This is a genomic window from Serratia sp. 2723 (genome assembly GCF_050434425.1).
In the GTDB taxonomy this organism is placed as follows: domain Bacteria; phylum Pseudomonadota; class Gammaproteobacteria; order Enterobacterales; family Enterobacteriaceae; genus Chania.
The window spans coordinates 43352-59602 of sequence record NZ_JBNDIN010000004.1 but is presented as its reverse complement, the minus strand read 5'-3'; the positions used below and the strand labels follow the sequence as shown (position 1 = coordinate 59602).

Annotated in this window: 13 protein-coding genes and 2 pseudogenes; 7 read left to right on the top strand and 8 right to left on the bottom strand. The window is 53.9% G+C overall.

What is annotated here, in order from left to right; translation table 11 throughout:
• Positions 1-263 precede the first annotated feature (263 nt).
• Positions 264-1457, top strand: coding sequence for an enoyl-ACP reductase FabV (gene fabV, locus ABIE29_RS07360; protein WP_429617665.1), 1194 nt, complete (start codon positions 264-266; stop codon positions 1455-1457).
• Between the two features lie 63 nt (positions 1458-1520).
• Here the strand turns inward: fabV and uspE are convergent, their stop codons facing one another.
• Complete coding sequence (gene uspE / locus ABIE29_RS07355) at positions 1521-2483, bottom strand: universal stress protein UspE (RefSeq protein WP_429617664.1); 963 nt, start codon at positions 2481-2483, stop codon at positions 1521-1523.
• 115 nt (positions 2484-2598) lie between these two features.
• Positions 2599-3363 carry an FNR family transcription factor gene (locus ABIE29_RS07350; RefSeq protein WP_429617662.1) on the bottom strand — a complete coding sequence of 255 codons (765 nt, stop codon included), beginning with the start codon at positions 3361-3363 and terminating at the stop codon, positions 2599-2601.
• A 348-nt stretch (positions 3364-3711) separates the two neighbouring features.
• Between ABIE29_RS07350 and ABIE29_RS07345 the strand changes: the two are divergent.
• Positions 3712-3876 (top strand): annotated as a pseudogene (locus tag ABIE29_RS07345) (sugar-binding transcriptional regulator); the annotation flags it as partial.
• Here the strand turns inward: ABIE29_RS07345 and ogt are convergent.
• From ogt to ABIE29_RS07320, 5 genes and pseudogenes are all read right to left on the bottom strand, one after another.
• Positions 3873-4397: a methylated-DNA--[protein]-cysteine S-methyltransferase gene (gene ogt / locus ABIE29_RS07340; protein ID WP_429617660.1), complete on the bottom strand. Its 525-nt coding sequence runs from the start codon at positions 4395-4397 to the stop codon at positions 3873-3875. The pseudogene ABIE29_RS07345 and the gene ogt overlap by 4 nt on opposite strands.
• A gap of 215 nt (positions 4398-4612) precedes the next feature.
• The gene (locus tag ABIE29_RS07335; protein WP_429617659.1) at positions 4613-4924 is read right to left on the bottom strand and encodes a hypothetical protein; all 312 of its coding nucleotides are present in this window, start codon (positions 4922-4924) and stop codon (positions 4613-4615) included.
• Between the two features lie 343 nt (positions 4925-5267).
• Entirely contained in the window at positions 5268-6122 is an 855-nt protein-coding gene (locus ABIE29_RS07330) for a tagatose bisphosphate family class II aldolase (RefSeq protein WP_429617657.1), read from the bottom strand.
• A 9-nt stretch (positions 6123-6131) separates the two neighbouring features.
• Positions 6132-7295 (bottom strand): SIS domain-containing protein, encoded by a 1164-nt coding sequence (locus ABIE29_RS07325; RefSeq protein WP_429617655.1) that lies wholly within the window; start codon positions 7293-7295, stop codon positions 6132-6134.
• Between the two features lie 190 nt (positions 7296-7485).
• Positions 7486-7700, bottom strand: a pseudogene (locus ABIE29_RS07320) (DeoR family transcriptional regulator); the annotation flags it as partial.
• Between the two features lie 601 nt (positions 7701-8301).
• On the opposite strand from ABIE29_RS07320, the gene ABIE29_RS07315 reads away from it, so the two are divergent.
• The 3 genes from ABIE29_RS07315 (at position 8302) to ABIE29_RS07305 (ending at position 11720) form a co-directional block, all read left to right on the top strand.
• Positions 8302-10041 (top strand): lysophospholipid acyltransferase family protein, encoded by a 1740-nt coding sequence (locus tag ABIE29_RS07315; protein WP_429617654.1) that lies wholly within the window; start codon positions 8302-8304, stop codon positions 10039-10041.
• 113 nt (positions 10042-10154) lie between these two features.
• Entirely contained in the window at positions 10155-10937 is a 783-nt protein-coding gene (locus ABIE29_RS07310; protein WP_429617653.1) for an N-formylglutamate amidohydrolase, read from the top strand.
• 72 nt (positions 10938-11009) lie between these two features.
• Entirely contained in the window at positions 11010-11720 is a 711-nt protein-coding gene (locus tag ABIE29_RS07305; protein ID WP_429617651.1) for a flagellar brake protein, read from the top strand.
• A 37-nt stretch (positions 11721-11757) separates the two neighbouring features.
• On the opposite strand, the gene ABIE29_RS07300 is transcribed toward ABIE29_RS07305, so the two are convergent.
• Positions 11758-12597, bottom strand: a complete 840-nt coding sequence (locus tag ABIE29_RS07300) for a PfkB family carbohydrate kinase (protein WP_429617649.1) — start codon at positions 12595-12597, stop codon at positions 11758-11760.
• Between the two features lie 371 nt (positions 12598-12968).
• Here ABIE29_RS07300 and ABIE29_RS07295 point away from each other — a divergent pair, with 371 nt between their 5' ends.
• The gene (locus tag ABIE29_RS07295) at positions 12969-14837 is read left to right on the top strand and encodes a beta-glucoside-specific PTS transporter subunit IIABC (protein WP_429617647.1); all 1869 of its coding nucleotides are present in this window, start codon (positions 12969-12971) and stop codon (positions 14835-14837) included.
• On the top strand, positions 14834-16249 hold the full coding sequence (locus tag ABIE29_RS07290; protein WP_429617645.1) for a glycoside hydrolase family 1 protein: 1416 nt from the start codon (positions 14834-14836) through the stop codon (positions 16247-16249). The genes ABIE29_RS07295 and ABIE29_RS07290 overlap by 4 nt, the downstream gene beginning before the upstream one ends.
• Positions 16250-16251: the final 2 nt, after the last annotated feature.

Here is a 16251-nt window from a genome sequence, read left to right as displayed (position 1 = left end):
TATCGAAGTTTGAGCCTTGGATTATGCTGACCGCACCCTTGATGCGGATCGGGCGTTCAATACTTGTTTTTAGCCTCTAACGACATTTTTTGGCTGGCATAAACAAAAAAGGGTGGTTTTTCGCCAAATAAGGTGATATTTGTGCTTAATTCAACAAGATGTGTGCAAAAAACGCGCAATCCAACACATCAGATCACCATAAAGCAGCACAATGAGGTATCTTATATCCCGATTTCATCCCTTTAACGGATCCTAGACCCATTATGATTATCAAACCTAAGGTTCGCGGCTTTATCTGTACCACCACTCATCCGGTCGGTTGTGAAGCCAATGTTCGTCGTCAGATTGCCTACACCAAAGCGCAGGGCAAGATTGCCAATGGCCCTAAACGTGTGCTGGTGATCGGTGCATCTACCGGTTATGGTCTGGCTTCCCGTATTGCCACCGCCTTTGGCAGCGACGCCGCCACCATCGGCGTGTTCTTCGAGAAAGCGGGCAGCGAAGGCAAAACCGCCACCGCTGGCTGGTACAACTCGGCCGCTTTTGACAAAGCCGCTAAAGAAGCTGGGCTGTACGCAAAAAGCGTCAATGGTGATGCCTTCTCCAACGAATGCCGTGCCAAAGTGATTGAGCTGATCAAAGCCGATCTGGGCCAGATCGATTTGGTGGTTTACTCGCTGGCCTCGCCGGTGCGTAAAATGCCGGAAACTGGCGAAGTCGTGCGTTCTGCACTGAAGCCAATCGGTGAGGTTTACACCACCACAGCCATCGACACCAACAAAGACCAAATCATCACCGCCACGGTTGAACCGGCGAGCGAAGAAGAGATCCAGAACACCATCACCGTCATGGGCGGCCAGGATTGGGAACTGTGGATGTCGGCGCTGGAAGAAGCGGGCGTGCTGGCCGAAGGTGCCAAGTCTGTTGCCTACTCCTATATCGGTACCGACCTGACCTGGCCAATCTACTGGCACGGGACACTGGGCCGCGCCAAAGAGGACTTGGATCGTGCAGCTACTGCCATCCGTGGCGATCTGGCTGCCAAGGGCGGCACCGCACATGTTGCCGTACTGAAATCCGTAGTCACTCAGGCTTCCTCGGCCATCCCGGTCATGCCGCTGTATATCTCTATGGCCTTCAAAATCATGAAGGAGAAGGGCATTCACGAAGGCTGCATGGAACAGGTTTCCCGTTTGATGCACACCCGTCTGTATGGCGAAGAGATGCCGCTGGACGATCATGCCCGTATCCGTATGGATGACTGGGAACTGCGTGATGATGTGCAACAGGCTTGCCGCGATCTGTGGCCGTCAATCACTTCGGAAAACCTGAGCGAGCTGACCGATTACACCGGCTACAAGCAGGAGTTCCTGCGCCTGTTCGGTTTTGGTCTGGAAGAAGTGGATTATGATGCGGACGTTAATCCAGACGTGCGTTTCGACGTGGTAGAGCTTTAATTCCTACCCCAGAATGTCAAACAGGGCCCAATTGGGCCCTGTTTGTTTTTTAACGCACCGAAATCAATCCTCATCGTCGTGCTCGTCGTCTTCATCCATGACGATCGGGCAGTCAAAGTCATCCGGTTTGAGCACCAGCAGGTCACACTTCAGATGATCGATCACCTGTTCCGCGGTATTGCCGATAAATGCGGCAGAAATACCGGTGCGGCCCAAGGAACCTAACACCACCACGCCCGCTTGCAAGTGCTCGGCCAAATCCGGGATCACTTCCTCCGGCAAGCCTTTCTCCACGTGGGTGAATTCTTCGTTGATATGGAATTTTTGCCTTAGCGCCTTCATGGCGATCAGGTGCTGCCCGCGGATCGCATCGTTATAGATGCTGGGGTCAAAATCGGGCAGTTCGATGGCGATATTGATCGGGGTGACCGGATAGGCCCCCACCAGGTGCACTTCGGTTTGATTGACGTTTTGCGCCAGTTCGAGCGTTTCTTTCACCAGACGGATATTCAGTGGGTCATGATAAGGCTCTTCGCTGGATAGATTAACCGCCACCAGCGCTTTACCCCCTTCAGGCCAGGGTTGGTCTTTCACCATCCATACCGGGCTAGGGCATTTGCGCAGCAGATGCCAGTCCGTCGGGGTGAAGATCACCGATTCTAGTCGGTCGTGCTGATGGGCCATTTTCAACAGTAAATCGTGCTTGCCGCTCAGCACTTCCTGAATGATCGCCTCATAGGGGCGATTGTGCCACACCACTTTGATTTCAATGGGGACACCGTCTTCGAGATAGAAGCGGCATTGCTCTTTAATCCACGCCGCCCGTTGGCTGATCACCCCTTGGCGCATCGCCGTTCTTTCGTCTGGGGAAAGCAGAGTGGTCATTTCGTAAGAGAAATCATAGATAGGAAGGAAGGCCTTAATCCGCCCACCGTTCCGCTTGATCAGGTAAACCGCCCGGCGCAGCGCCGGTTGATCGTCCTGATTGGGGTCAATAGCCACCAGAAGATTCTGATACTTTGCCATAGGGCCTCCTTACAGCTGTAGATCAACAGTCTGTTCAATTACAGAGTAACCCAACATAACAGCAGCAGAAAGGGGGCGGGCCAACAATTTCAGCGAATCATTGGCCCAGTAGAGATCAGGCGCTTACGGAGACGTTGATGCGTGAGGCTCCCGCCAGCTGTGACAGGGCGTCTGCGTTTTCGATGGTGATGTATTTGCCTTTCACGCTGAGGATTTCGCTTTTCTGGAAGCGCCCCAACAGGCGGCTGATGGTTTCCACCGTCAGGCCCAGATAGTTGCCGATATCGCCACGGGTCATGGTTAAACGGAACTCACGCGGTGAGAAGCCCCGTTCGGCAAAGCGGTGCGACAGGTTATACACGAAAGCGGCCAGGCGCTCTTCGGCGTTTTTCTTCGACAGCAGCAGGATCATATCCTGGTCGCCTTTGATCTCACCGCTCATCAACCGCATGATTTGCTGGCGCAGATTAGGCATTTTGCCCGAGAGATCGTCCAGCGTTTCAAACGGGATCTCACAGACCATGGAGGTTTCCAGTGCCTGTGCGAAGCTTGGGTGGTTCAGGCCACCGATGGCGTCAAAGCCTACCAGATCGCCCGCCAGGTGGAAGCCGGTAATCTGTTCGTCGCCCTGTTCGGTGATGGTGTAGCTTTTGATGGTCCCGGAGCGGATGGCGTACAGTGATTTCAGTTCGTCACCGGCTTTAAACAGCGTTTGGCCTTTCTGGATCGGTTTTTTCCTCTCGATGATGTTGTCGAGTTGGTCCAGTTCATGCGTATTCAGCGTAAAAGGAATACACAATTGGCTGATACTGCAGTCTTGGCAATGGATCGCACAACCACCAGACTGGATACGACGAATCACGCGTTTTTCCGGGATCATAGATTAAGCTCACGCAATAATTGATATGAGTCAATTTTAACATCTTTTATGGCAGGTGATAAGTACAGCAAGAACAAGAACGGCAATGTTTTGGGTGATTTTTAAACAGACCTGTTGCTCATCATTCTGTAGCATACTGATGTTTAGTGATTTATCTACTTTGGCAAAGCCAGGCTGAAATTGACTAACGCCATATAAAAACGAATAAATTCTGCAGAATCATCGGCTTTTTACGATTAGTCTTAGTGATTGCAGGGGGTTGGCGGATAGATATCCTTCATCCGAGATGATCACGCTGGTTGACTGGTAAGTATTTCAACACAATTTTGGGCATGAATGGCCAGCGAACTCGATCGGCGGCTGACCAGTGTCAATCTGCACCAATGGCCGGAAAAACCGGTGATTGCTCTGGCTGGGGGGAAAGCATCAGGCCATTGTGCCGCCTTGTTTGGCCGCTGGATCAACGGCCTGGTGACGGATGAGGAGAGTGCGTGGGCGCTGCTGGCCGATTAAATCAAGTCCCGGGGCAGAAAACCTTCATGTTTCAGCAGCCATTGCTTGCGCTGCACCCCTCCGGCATAACCGGTCAGCGCGCCCTGTGAGCCGATCACTCGGTGGCAGGGAACCACGATACTGATCGGGTTAGTACCGTTAGCCATGCCAACTGCGCGTGAAGCGGTTGGCCTGCCTATACGCTTGGCCAATTCCCCGTAGGTAATGATTTCCCCACAGGGGATTTGCCGCAGTTGCTGCCAGACGGTACGCTGGAACTCGGTGCCCTCAGTCATCACCGGCACCGTATCGATGGCTGCCAACTCGCCGGCAAAATAGCGCTGCATCACTTCCGTCAGGCCGCCCGGGTTGGCTTGTTTCTGTATCACGAAGGGTGAGGCACGATAATGGCTGTTGAGCAGTTTCATCAGGCGAGCCTCGTGATCGGTCCAGTCCAGCGCGCGCATCCGTCCTTGCTCATCCCCGATCAACACCAGTTCACCGACTGGCGTCGGCATACGATCAATAAAAAAGGTCTGCATGTTGTCCACTCCTTGCGTTTGATAAGGCGATTATTACATGAAAAAGCCGGATGTGATGGCGGATTTCGGACATGCTGATCAGGCGGGGTTATAGGGAAAAACAGGGTACACCCAAGTAGGTATACCCTGAGAGGTCAAACGCTAGAAAATGTTTATAAAACCACAAAATTATTTTCAATGACTAATTGTATGACAATAAATTTCGTCGATTAGGATTAATTGTAAATTAACGTAATTCGTTGTAGAGAAGGGTCATTAAACACCAATTCACGAATGGGTTTGCCCATTAATTCTGAACCCATATTATCCAATGGCATTTGGATAAACTCATTAGTGTTGACGGCGGTTTCACGATAGCAACTGGATATATATTGACCATTATCGCGCGCAATCTCGCAGGTTGGAGCGCTGATTTTTCCGGAAAACTGGATGCTCCCAGTGATGGTGTCATGGCTAACTGGTTGTTTTGAATGGGCTGAAAGTGGTAAGGCTGCCAGTATGGCCAAAGCCGCAATAATAGATTTCATAAGCTATTCCTATTAGCATAAAGTAAAACTATCCATTAACAAAAAAGTCGATTTTTGTCTAAAAAACAAACTTCTATTGCCGGGTAACTTAATTTCCAACGTTACTATAATGTATTGGGTAAATAATAATAACAGCAATCGTTCGTTAATTGAATTTAATAGTAGGGATGGCCCGGCAGTAAAACCATGATTTAGATCATAGTGAGGGGAATTTAGAGGGTGATGTGAGAATTATTACTTTTTGACGCTGCTTATAATAACGGATGTGACTTTAAATAGCGAAATCAATGTTAAGGCCGCATATTCAGCGTTATTCTGCGGCCCTTAATCTTACTCTTTAGCGTTACAACATGCCTGCGCTGCCACAGATACGGATCTTTTCTGCTACCACTTCTTTCATCGCCAGTTTGCCCGGGACGATGTATTTACGCGGATCGTTGGCCTCCGGATGTTGGGAGAAATAGCTCTTCACTGCATCGGCAAAGGCGATTTTGAGTTCGGTAGCCACGTTCACCTTACACACCCCCAGCGAGATGGCTCGCTTGACCATCGCTTCCGGGATACCGGAGGCGCCGTGCAGCACCAACGGGATCTCCAGCTGTTCGCGGATCAGCGCCAGACGGTCAAAATCCAGTTTTGGCTCCCCGTGGTACAGCCCATGAGCCGAACCGATGGCGACGGCGAGGGAGTCGATCCCGGTAGCCGTGACAAACTCGCGGGCGGCTTTTGGATCGGTATAAAAACCGTCTGCGGCATCGACAATCAGATCGTCTTCCTGGCCACCCAGACGGCCCAGTTCAGCTTCTACGCTAGCCCCATAGCGATGGCATAACGCGACGGCCTGCGCAACCAGCGCGATGTTCTGTTCAAATGGCAGGTGTGAGCCATCGATCATCACCGAGCGGATCCCGGCTCTGACCTTGGTGGCGATATCCTCGATTTCTTCGTGATGGTCGAGATGCAGCGCCAGCGGCAGATCATAGCGCTGGGCTGCCGAACGGCAAATTCCCACCAGATAGTCGGTACCCGCATAGCTGAAGGTGCCCGGCGTCCCGGCCATGATCACCGGGGATTGCAGTTCGGCGGCGGTTTCTGCCACCACCTGTACCGTTTCAAGATTGTGCACGTTGAACGCCGGCACGGCATAGCCCTGTCTTTGCGCTTTCAACAACATTTCACGGTTGGATATCAGGTACATAACGGCTCCTTACAGCTCGGTAGCAGAGTAGGGATAGATGGTCACGCCTTTTACCACGCGGTTGACTTCCCCGGTTGGGCAAGGGTTATCCGGCGTCAGGCCGCGCGCCAGCGAGGTTTCAAACGCCAGCATCTGAGCGAACAGCAGATAGGGGAATAACAGCCAGATATCGTCGTCGGCATGATGCAAATCGGACTGGCCCGTTTTCTCCATTGGCGAGTTGCCAAGGCCAACCATCTGCTTGGCCAGACCATCGCGCTGGAGTTCGTCCCATAGATCCTGTTCATAACGTTCGGTATAGCGGTTGCAGGAGAACATCAGCAGCACCAGCGTCTGCGGATCGACCATAAATTTTGGGCCGTGACGCAGGCCCAGCGGCGAGTCATAGCGGGTGACGATCTGCCCGGCGGTCAGTTCCAGCATTTTCAACGAGGCTTCCTCCGCCAGGCCGGTGAAACAGCTACTGCCGAGTACGATGTAACGGCGAAAGCCGCTGCTGGCCAGCGCCTTCACTTGGGAATGCAGCGTTTCACGCAGTGCTTTACAGCGCTCGATCATCTGCGCCAGGGGGGGCTGGGTGGCGCTCAGGGAATAGGGGCCTAACAGCAGCGCGGTGCTGAGCATCATGCAGCTGAAACTGGAGGTCATGGCGAAGCTCTGGTCGTTGGAGCCCTGTGGCATCACCAGGGCACAGACGTTCTTACGGCCATGCGCGTAGTTGGCCAACTGGCTGTCCGGGTTGCACACCAGCATCAGGTGATAGCACTGGGGGAGCAGTTGATCTGCCAGCGCTACCGAGGCGACGCTTTCCGGGCTGTTGCCGGAGCGGGCGAAAGAGACCAGCAGCGTCGGGCGTGATGGATCGAGAAATTGCTGCGGATTGGCGACGATATCGGTGGTGCCATAGGCCGCAACATCCCGGCCGGTTTTTTCCCTCAGCCACGGGGCCAAGGCCCGACCGGCAAAGGCTGAACTGCCAGCACCGCACAGCACAATCAGTAGGCGCGGGTTTTGCAGCAACGGCGTCAGGAAAGCGGAGCATTGTTCCTGTTGGGCGACCAGCTGCTGGTGCAAGGCAGCCCAGAGGTCCGGCTGCTGCCAAATCTCACGTGCGGTATGCAGTGCATGATGTTGCTCCAGCCAGTCCGCATCGTAAGAAAAATAACCTGTCATAGTGGTAACTCCTTAAAAAATAAAACGGTTAATGCGCGATAAATATCTGTGGATGCGGTGTGGTCCGGTGCTGTTGGTTGCCCCTCACCCTCACCCTCACCCTCACCCTCTCCCACAGGAAGAGGGGATCGAACGGTGCCACCGGCCAACTCTCGAGTTCGCCACAAAACAGCTCCTGTACCTGACAGCTCTTGTCCTGTAGTGGACGATCGAAGGCGAACGGCTTGTTGAGCATGGCACCACCGTAAGCGCGAACTGCGCAGCCACTTTTTCCAGATGGTGCAGATCGCTGCGAATGGTGACGGTAGAGACGGCAAACTGGCTGCTCAATTGCTCCACGCGCACCGTGCCCTCAAGGCATAGCTGGTCGATAATGAGTTCCCGCCGTTTTACGGTATTGATCATGAATAGCTGACTCCTGATTTACACGTAGCAAACCCCGGCCGTGGCATAGGAACCACAGCAACCGTTACAGGCGTATTTTCAGTCTTCCGTTGCAAATTACAGCAAACGAAACCGCGCAACGCAATCGAAAAATTAAAATATAATCTTATATTTCAACTGGTTATTATCATGCTATCTTTCGGTTGGTCATAAACTGAAAGCATCATGGAAATAAACCGAAAACCGGTAATGCCTTATTTATCCGGCTAATATCCCCTTGGCCGGGCCGATTAATTCCGCCGTGGACGAAAGCTACCCACGGTGATTAATGCGAGTGAGCTTTCCTTAAATTTTTTATTGCCAGCTTTGGCGCAACAGTGCCGCACCGCGAACGCCGTTGCTGTCGCCATACACCGGGGGATAAACCATCGCTGGTTCCGTCCCTGGCAGTAACCAGCGGATCATGGCGACGGGCTACTGGCCAATGCCCGTATTGCGGCTGCGCTATAACCGTCAGCGGCGCTCAGGGAAAAGCGCGATTTCATCTTTTCGTCATCAAACGGTCATGTTCAGGTCATGACGCTGGCTTAAGTTTGCAGCGACTAGGCCAGGAGATGACCCGATGTTTACTTTGGATAGCCTGCTGCAAGATGTCTTCCCACAGCATTCGCCCCCAGCCTGGCAGCGTAACCTGCTAAGAACCTTACTGCGTGAAAAAGAATTCAAACAGTTTGCCGCCGACTATCCGCACCTGAAAGGGTTGGATCTGATCGAGCAGGTGGTGGACTACTTTAATTTGAGCTGTGAACTGGTGGATGGCGATCTGGAAAATATCCCCAGCCAGGGCCCGGTGGTGTTGGTTGCCAACCATCCTATTGGTTCGCTGGATGGCTTGGTGCTGTTGCGGACGGTGGCGGCGGTACGGCCAGACGTCAAGGTCGTGGCCAACCAGCTACTGAGCTGTATCGAACCCTTGCGCAACCTGTTTGTGCCGGTTGATAACCTGGGCAACCGTACCAACCGCCAGCAGATCGCAGCCATGCAGGCCCAGTTGGATAATCAGGGCGTGTTGATCCTGTTCCCGGCGGGTGAAGTGTCCCGCATGAGTCCCAAAGGGATACGCGATGGCCACTGGCATACCGGATTTCTGCGGCTGGCCGCCAAGGCGCGAGCACCGATCGTACCGATCCATATCAGCGCCCGAAACAGCAGTCTGTTCTATCTGACCTCGCTGATTTATCGCCCGTTATCCAGCTTGTTGTTGGTGCGTGAGATGTTCAAGCAGCGGGGTGGACGGATCAAAATCCGCATTGGCGGGCGCATTCCGTTTGCCCATTGGCACGATGGCCATACTCAAGCACGCGATCTTGCCGAGCGTTTCCGCCGCCATGTCTATCGGCTTGGTCAGGGTAAACCGGGGCTGTTTACCAGCGAATCGGCCATTGCCTTGGCGGAAGATCGCCTCGAGCTGAAAAAAGCGTTGGCGGCCTGCGAACGGTTGGGCGTTACGCCGGATGGCAAAACCATTTTCCTTTATCGCCGCCAGGGAGAAGCGCGAGCACCGATCTTGCGGGAACTTGGCCGCCTGCGTGAGATTGCATTCCGTGCCGTGGGCGAAGGTTCGGGGCGGCGGCGGGATTTGGACAGCTATGACGACGACTATTATCACCTGGTACTGTGGGATGAGGAGGAACTGGAAATTGTTGGTGCCTATCGCTTTATTCCTACGGCACCGCAGCTGGCTAACAAAGGGCTGGAAGGCATCTATAGCAACAGCCTGTTCCATTACGATCGCGATATGACTCCGATCCTTGAGCAGGGGATTGAGCTGGGCCGAAGTTTTATTCAACCCGCATATTGGGGGAAGCGTGGCCTGGATTACCTGTGGCTTGGCATTGGGGCCTACCTGGCCAAATATCCGCAGTATCGGTATCTGTTCGGCCCAGTGTCGATTTCCGGCGGTATGCCGATTGCCGCTCGCGATTTATTGATTGCCTTCTATCGCCTCTATTTCTCTTCAGACCTTGCCATTGCCCAGTCGCGGCAGCCTTATCCGGCTTCTTTGCCGCAGGTATTGGCCCAATTTGCCGGTGACGATTATCAGCAAGATTTGCTGCGTCTGAAAAGTCTGTTGAGCAACCTTGGCTGCTCGATCCCGACCTTGTATAAGCAATACACCGAGCTGTGTGAACCCGGTGGCGTGCAGTTTATCGATTTCGGTACCGATCCGGCGTTTAACCACTGTATCGATGGCCTGGTGTTGGTCGATCTGACACGGCTGAAGCCTGCCCGCTATCAGCGCTATATTGCCGCTCATCTTTGCTCAGTGACTGTGCCCATTCATACAATCAATGGGCCATGACATACCGGCTCCGTTTTGACCGAACGTGCGGCTGTACCAAATTCTCCCGTGGGAAATTGGTAGCCGGTGAGAGGATCACCTAAAATTAGCGGTTTCTTTCGCCGGAGTGTCCTATGTACCACCCCTATACCCCAACCTTGTTGTCTGCGGACGAGCCAGCGGCCGTCAGCGTCGAGCGGCCACAGGCGACTTCGCCTTTCTTGCTGCTGTGCGATCATGCGGGCCAGGCCATCCCAAAACGTCTGGGCGATCTTGGTCTGGCCAGTGGCGATATCGATCGGCATATTGGCTGGGATATCGGTGCGCTGGCGGTTTCCCGCCTGCTGGCTCAGCAGTTGGATGCGACATTAATCCATCAACACTACTCACGTTTGGTGATCGACTGTAACCGAACGCCGGGTATTGCCAGTTCGATCCCTCCGTTATCGGAAGTTACGCCAATACCTGGCAACCGAGGGATCAGCGCGGCCGAAGCGGGGGCCCGTGAACAGGAAATTTTTCAGCCTTACCATCAGGCGATCGCCACCACCTTAGCCGCTCGCCGTGCCAATAACCAACCCTGCGCGGTGATCGCCATGCATAGTTTCACGCCGGTGTTTAAAGGCGATGCGCGGCCGTGGCAGGTTGGGTTGCTGTTTAACCGTCATCCACAATTTGCCCTGCTGCTGGCAGAGTTGCTGCGTGCAGAAGGGGATTTACAGGTCGGCATCAACGAGCCCTATGCGATGAGCGATGAGACCGACTACACGCTGCCGATCCATGCGGAACGCCATGAGTTACCCTATGTCGGCATTGAGATCCGCCAGGATTTAATCGGGGATAGTGCAGGCCAGGCAGCATGGGCTGCTCGTTTTTCCCGGCTATTGCCATTATTATGGCGACGCTGGGAAATTTGACTTTAGTATTGATGGCGGTGATGATTGTATAAGGAAAGCGTTAGCGTCGATGGACAATGCTGGGAGTGACGGGTGGAATATATTGATAACGGACGGTTTATCAAGCAGGAGCGTTTTGAGGTACTGGCAATCTTACGCGACATTTATAAGCAAAGAACGCCGCTGCGAGTCGTTAATCAACAACATGAATTCACCGGCCAATTATTGAGCGTCGGCGCAGATAACATCGTCTTTGATTGTGATGCTCCGGAGCAAATCTCCGGTGGGAAATTCAGCATTGTGATTGAAAATCAGGATGCAAAAATCGAATTCTCCGTCGAACAGGCGCAACTGGCCGAGCATAACGACATGCCGGTTTACGAGGCGCGTTTGCCGAAGCAGTTGGTTTATATCCAACGCCGCCGCCAGTTACGCATCACGACACCTTATTGGCGTGAGTTCTTCTGCAACGGAGAACACAGCGATGGCACCCCGTATCAACTGCGTATCCACGATCTTTCGCCGGGTGGTGTTGGTTTGCGTATTGATGGCGCAGTACCCGACTATATGCAGCCGGGACTAGTGTTTAATAAGGCGCAGCTGGATTTGGGGGATTACGGCAAGTTCAAGGTGAATATGGAACTGATCGCCGTGAATGAAGATCATGATATTGATGGGGACCAAACGCATCATTTCATGCGCCTGTCCTGCCGTTTTCTCAAGATGGGGATGCTGACCGAACGCAAAATTCAAAGCGCGGTGTTTGCTTTTGAATTGGATTTCAACAAGAAGAAAAAACGCTGAGTGGCCGTGGCGCAGGGCCTGCCTGCGCCGTCTGCCGTTATTTCAGAGCCCGCAGGTGGCCGATCTCCTGCCAACCGTGACGCGCCGCATCTTCCAATACCGCACACACCTCATGGATCGCCGTTGGCACTGCCTTGCCGAAAGGTTCCCCTTGCAGCAAATGGGCAATTAACAGCGCGGTGAACATGTCGCCGGTCCCCTTCACCGGCGAATCGATTTTGGCATGGGTGAAGCTTTGCGCCTCGTCGGCGGTGACCAGCAGCAGGCCAACTTCTTTATCGCTGTTTGCCACGCCAGGTGCGCTGGTGACCAGTACCCACTGCGTATTGCCTTTGAGCAGCGCCCGTGCAGCCTGTTCGGTTTGCTCGCGCGTGCTCAACGCCATGCCGCACAACTGCTCCAGTTCGAAACCGTTCGGCGTCAGGCCATGGGCCAGATTGAGGTAAGGGGAACGATAACGTTCAACCAGACGTTTATCGACGTAAACCCCTTCGCCGTAGTCTCCCATCACCGGATCGATATAGATCTTGATGTCCGGATTGAGGGTAATCACCCGCGGTAGCCAGTCTGCCAGAATATGGCACTGCGCCACGTCACCCAGGTAACCGATAATGATGGCCCGCGCGCGGCACACGACTTCACGGGCGATCAAATCTTCCAGAAAACCGCTGAACCATTCGCTGGAGATCGCTCCCCCGTGCGGCGCGCCGTAATAGGGCGGGCAACCAAACAACACGCTCGGTACCTGCAACACCTCCAGGTTCTTCTTCAACAACGTGCGGTAGGCAATGCCATTCCCCACGCTACCGTAGACCACCTGCGACTGAATGGTGATCACATCAATGGGTGGTGGCCGCAGTTTAGAGCCTTGTTGCATGTGGACTTCCTTGGTTCATTGTTATTCAAGCGCAACGGTCGGCAGAGGTAACTCGCCGAGGTAGAGAAGTTTAACCTATTGAAGGGCATGGCTACAGTAGGTCGCGGGAGAGTTTGATAATTTTTCGTTGGATCGCTGGCGAGTTTTCCTGCGGCTAATCGTGATACGAATCACAAAGCTTACCGTTGTGGGTTGCCTGGCGATCGTGTCCGCGGTATTACTTGCGCCGTAGCCTAATCAGCTACCAATCATTTTTATGATGGCGTGTTACTGCGCAAGCAGGCAAGACCAAAATAGAAATGCACTTCTTCTGCCGAAGGGGAGCATTTTCATTTTGGTCTTTTTTTTGCTTTTTTTGCCGGGGAAAACCTATGGATTATAACAAGTTGGGCTTGGATATATTGGTACTGGTCGGGGGGAAGGCTAACGTCAGCAAGCTGACGCACTGCGCCACCCGCCTGCGGATGGAGTTTAACGACGATAGTCGGGTAGAGGCGAAAGCGATCGAAGCTTTGCCCGGCGTGATCAGCGTGGTCGAGCGTGGTGGCCAGTTCCAGATTGTGGTGGGCAACAACGTGCAGCAGACTTTCCGCGCGTTGCAAAAAGCGATTGGCCAACCGCAGGGCAAAGCGGGCGGACAGCCGAAAAGCAAAGCCAAGGGCGGTGTCTTTACGCAGATTATCAGCGTGATTTCGACCACCTTTACGCCGGTGATCCCGGCTATCACCGGCGCGGGGATGATCAAAGCGCTGCTGGCGATCCTCAAGTTAACTGGGGCGATCAGCGCGGCCAGCCCAACTTACCATTTGCTGGATACCATCGCCGATGCCGCCTTCTTTTTCCTGCCGGTGCTATTGGCTTATGGGGCCTCGATCAAGTTTGAGTGTAACCCTATTCTGGCCATGACCATCGCGGGAGCCTTGCTGCACCCGAATCTTGCCCAGATGCTGGCAGCCGGTTCGCCAATCGATTTCATTGGCATCCCGGTGCGGTTGGCCGATTATGCCGGTTCGGTGCTGCCGATCATCTTCACGGTGTGGCTGATGTCCTATATCGAGCGCTTTGCCGAAAAAGTCTCGCCGACCATGATTAAATTCTTCACCAAGCCGATGATCATCTTACTGGTCACTACGCCGCTAGCCTTGGTGGCGGTGGGGCCGTTCGGCATTTTCCTCAACGACCTGGTGGCCAGCGGCGCGGCGGTTATCGATGGCAAGGCCAGTTGGTTGATCCCGATGTTAATGGGCGGGCTGCAACCTTTCCTGGTGATCACCGGCACCGCGTGGGCGATGACGCCTATCGCCACCGGGCAGTTGAGTAAAAACGGTTTTGAGATGATTAATGGCCCCGGCATGTTGGCTTCCAACATTGCCCAGGGTGCGGCAACCCTGTGCGTGGCGTTCCGCACCAAGAACAAAAATCTGCGTCAGTTGGCCTCATCCGCCGGTTTCACCGCGCTGTTGGGGATCACCGAGCCTTCACTGTACGGTGTCACGCTGAAACTGCGTAAACCGCTGATCGCGGCCATGATCGGCGGCGGCTGTGCCGGCGTTTACGCGGGTGTTAGCGGTTTGGTGCGTTATGCCTTTGTTTCGCCGGGGTTGGCGGCATTACCGGCCTTTATCGGCGAAAATCCGCTGAATATCGTGCACGCTCTTATTACCTGCGTCATCGCCATCGTCGTGACCTTTGCCTTGACCTGGATCCTGGGTTTTGAGGATCCGGTTGATGAAGAGGAGGCAACAGTCACAGACAGCGCACCGTCTGGTGATGACGCGTTGCTGTACAGCCCGCTAGCAGGCCAACTGCTGGCGCTGGAGCAGGTGAATGACGACGTATTCTCGCAAGGGTTGTTGGGTAAGGGCGTGGCGATTGTGCCTGAGCAAGGCGTGCTGTGTGCCCCCGTGAATGGGGAAGTCGTGACTTTCCTGCCTTCGAAACATGCCGTGGGCATCAAGGCCGATAACGGTATGGAAGTGCTGATGCATATCGGCATCGATACCGTCAATCTCAACGGTGAGCATTTCAGCTCTCAACTGCAGGTGGGCGATCGGGTGAACATAGGTGATGAACTGGTGCGTTTTGATATTGCCGCCATTACCGCGCTGGGCTACGACATCATCACCCCAGTGCTGGTGGTCAACAGCGAGCAGTATCCGCACCTGAGCTACCGGCAGCCTGGCCCGGTGAACTTTGGTGAGCAAATTGTCGCGCTGAATATTGAGGAGCTAACAACATGATTTACCAACAGCTGAACGATTTTCCGCCAGGCTTCCTGTGGGGAGCCTCAACCTCGGCTTATCAGGTTGAAGGAGCATGGGACGCAGATGGTAAAAGCCCTTCAATTGTCGATATGCTCGATCATCCGACCGAAACGGCGGATTTTAAGGTGGCCAGCGATCATTACCACCGATTCCGTGAGGACGTTAAGCTGTTTGCCGAATTAGGGCTGAAGGCGTACCGTTTCTCCGTTGCCTGGACGCGTATTTTGCCCAACGGCACGGGCGAGGTGAATCAGCCTGGCCTGGCGTTTTATCGTGGCCTGATCGATGAACTGCTCAAGCACGGCATTGAACCGGTGGTCACGCTCTACCATTTCGATCTTCCCTATGTGCTGGAACAACAGGGAGGTTGGAGCAACCGGCAAACTATCGATGCCTTCGTGGACTATGCGGACGTGTTGTTCACTGCCTTTGGCGACAAGGTCAAGTATTGGCTGACCATCAACGAGCAGAACACCATGATCCTGCACCCTGGAGCCATCGGTGTGCCAAAGGGCGGCGAACTGCCTACGAAGTCGGTGCTTTATCAACAAAGCCACCATATGCTGGTGGCACAGGCGCGAGTCATGGCCTTGTGCCATCAGCGCTGCCCTGAGGGGAAAATTGGCCCGGCGATCAATACCACTTCCATGTATCAGGCAACCTGCCATCCGTTGGATGCCATCGCCGCCCACAACTGGGAAACGCTGCGCTGCTGGAGCTTTCTGGATGTTGCGGTACATGGCCGATACAATGCGTTGGCCTGGCGATATTTGCAGGATCGCGGTCTGGCCCCGCTGATTGAGGAAGGGGATGCGGAGTTACTGCTGCAAGGAAAGCCGGATTATGTAGCAATAAACTACTATTCCACCGCCACCATCGCTGCCAGCCGTGGCGATGCTTCTGACATCACGGCTCGTGCAGGGGATCAGCAAATCATGCTGGGTGAGCCGGGCGTGTATCGGGCAGCGGAAAACCCGTATGTCGACAAAACGCGCTATGGTTGGGTGATCGACCCCGTGGGCCTGCGGCTGACGTTGCGCAAGGTTTATGAACGTTATCATCTGCCGATATTAATTACTGAAAATGGCATCGGCGCGCCGGACCAGCTATTGCCCGGGGATATCATCAATGATGATTACCGCATCGATTTTATGCGTGCGCATATCGAACAGATGCAGTTGGCAATTAACGACGGCGTAGAACTGTTGGGCTATTGCCCATGGGCGGCAATCGATTTGGTCAGTACGCATCAGGGCTATGCCAAGCGCTATGGTTTTATCTATGTCAACCGGGGCGAGCAGGATCTGCACGATCTGCGGCGTATCAAGAAGAACAGTTTCGCCTGGTATCAGCGCCTGATTGCCTCGAACGGCCAACAACGTGGGTAACA

Bases quoted from the DNA above. Each gene is read 5' to 3' on its own strand.
- fabV (WP_429617665.1), top strand. From the start codon at position 264: ATGATTATCAAACCTAAGGTTCGCGGCTTTATCTGTACCACCACTCAT.
- uspE (WP_429617664.1), bottom strand. From the start codon at position 2,483: ATGGCAAAGTATCAGAATCTTCTGGTGGCTATTGACCCCAATCAGGAC.
- ABIE29_RS07350 (WP_429617662.1), bottom strand. From the start codon at position 3,363: ATGATCCCGGAAAAACGCGTGATTCGTCGTATCCAGTCTGGTGGTTGT.
- ogt (WP_429617660.1), bottom strand. From the start codon at position 4,397: ATGCAGACCTTTTTTATTGATCGTATGCCGACGCCAGTCGGTGAACTG.
- ABIE29_RS07335 (WP_429617659.1), bottom strand. From the start codon at position 4,924: ATGAAATCTATTATTGCGGCTTTGGCCATACTGGCAGCCTTACCACTT.
- ABIE29_RS07330 (WP_429617657.1), bottom strand. From the start codon at position 6,122: ATGTACCTGATATCCAACCGTGAAATGTTGTTGAAAGCGCAAAGACAG.
- ABIE29_RS07325 (WP_429617655.1), bottom strand. From the start codon at position 7,295: ATGACAGGTTATTTTTCTTACGATGCGGACTGGCTGGAGCAACATCAT.
- ABIE29_RS07315 (WP_429617654.1), top strand. From the start codon at position 8,302: ATGTTTACTTTGGATAGCCTGCTGCAAGATGTCTTCCCACAGCATTCG.
- ABIE29_RS07310 (WP_429617653.1), top strand. From the start codon at position 10,155: ATGTACCACCCCTATACCCCAACCTTGTTGTCTGCGGACGAGCCAGCG.
- ABIE29_RS07300 (WP_429617649.1), bottom strand. From the start codon at position 12,597: ATGCAACAAGGCTCTAAACTGCGGCCACCACCCATTGATGTGATCACC.
- ABIE29_RS07295 (WP_429617647.1), top strand. From the start codon at position 12,969: ATGGATTATAACAAGTTGGGCTTGGATATATTGGTACTGGTCGGGGGG.
- ABIE29_RS07290 (WP_429617645.1), top strand. From the start codon at position 14,834: ATGATTTACCAACAGCTGAACGATTTTCCGCCAGGCTTCCTGTGGGGA.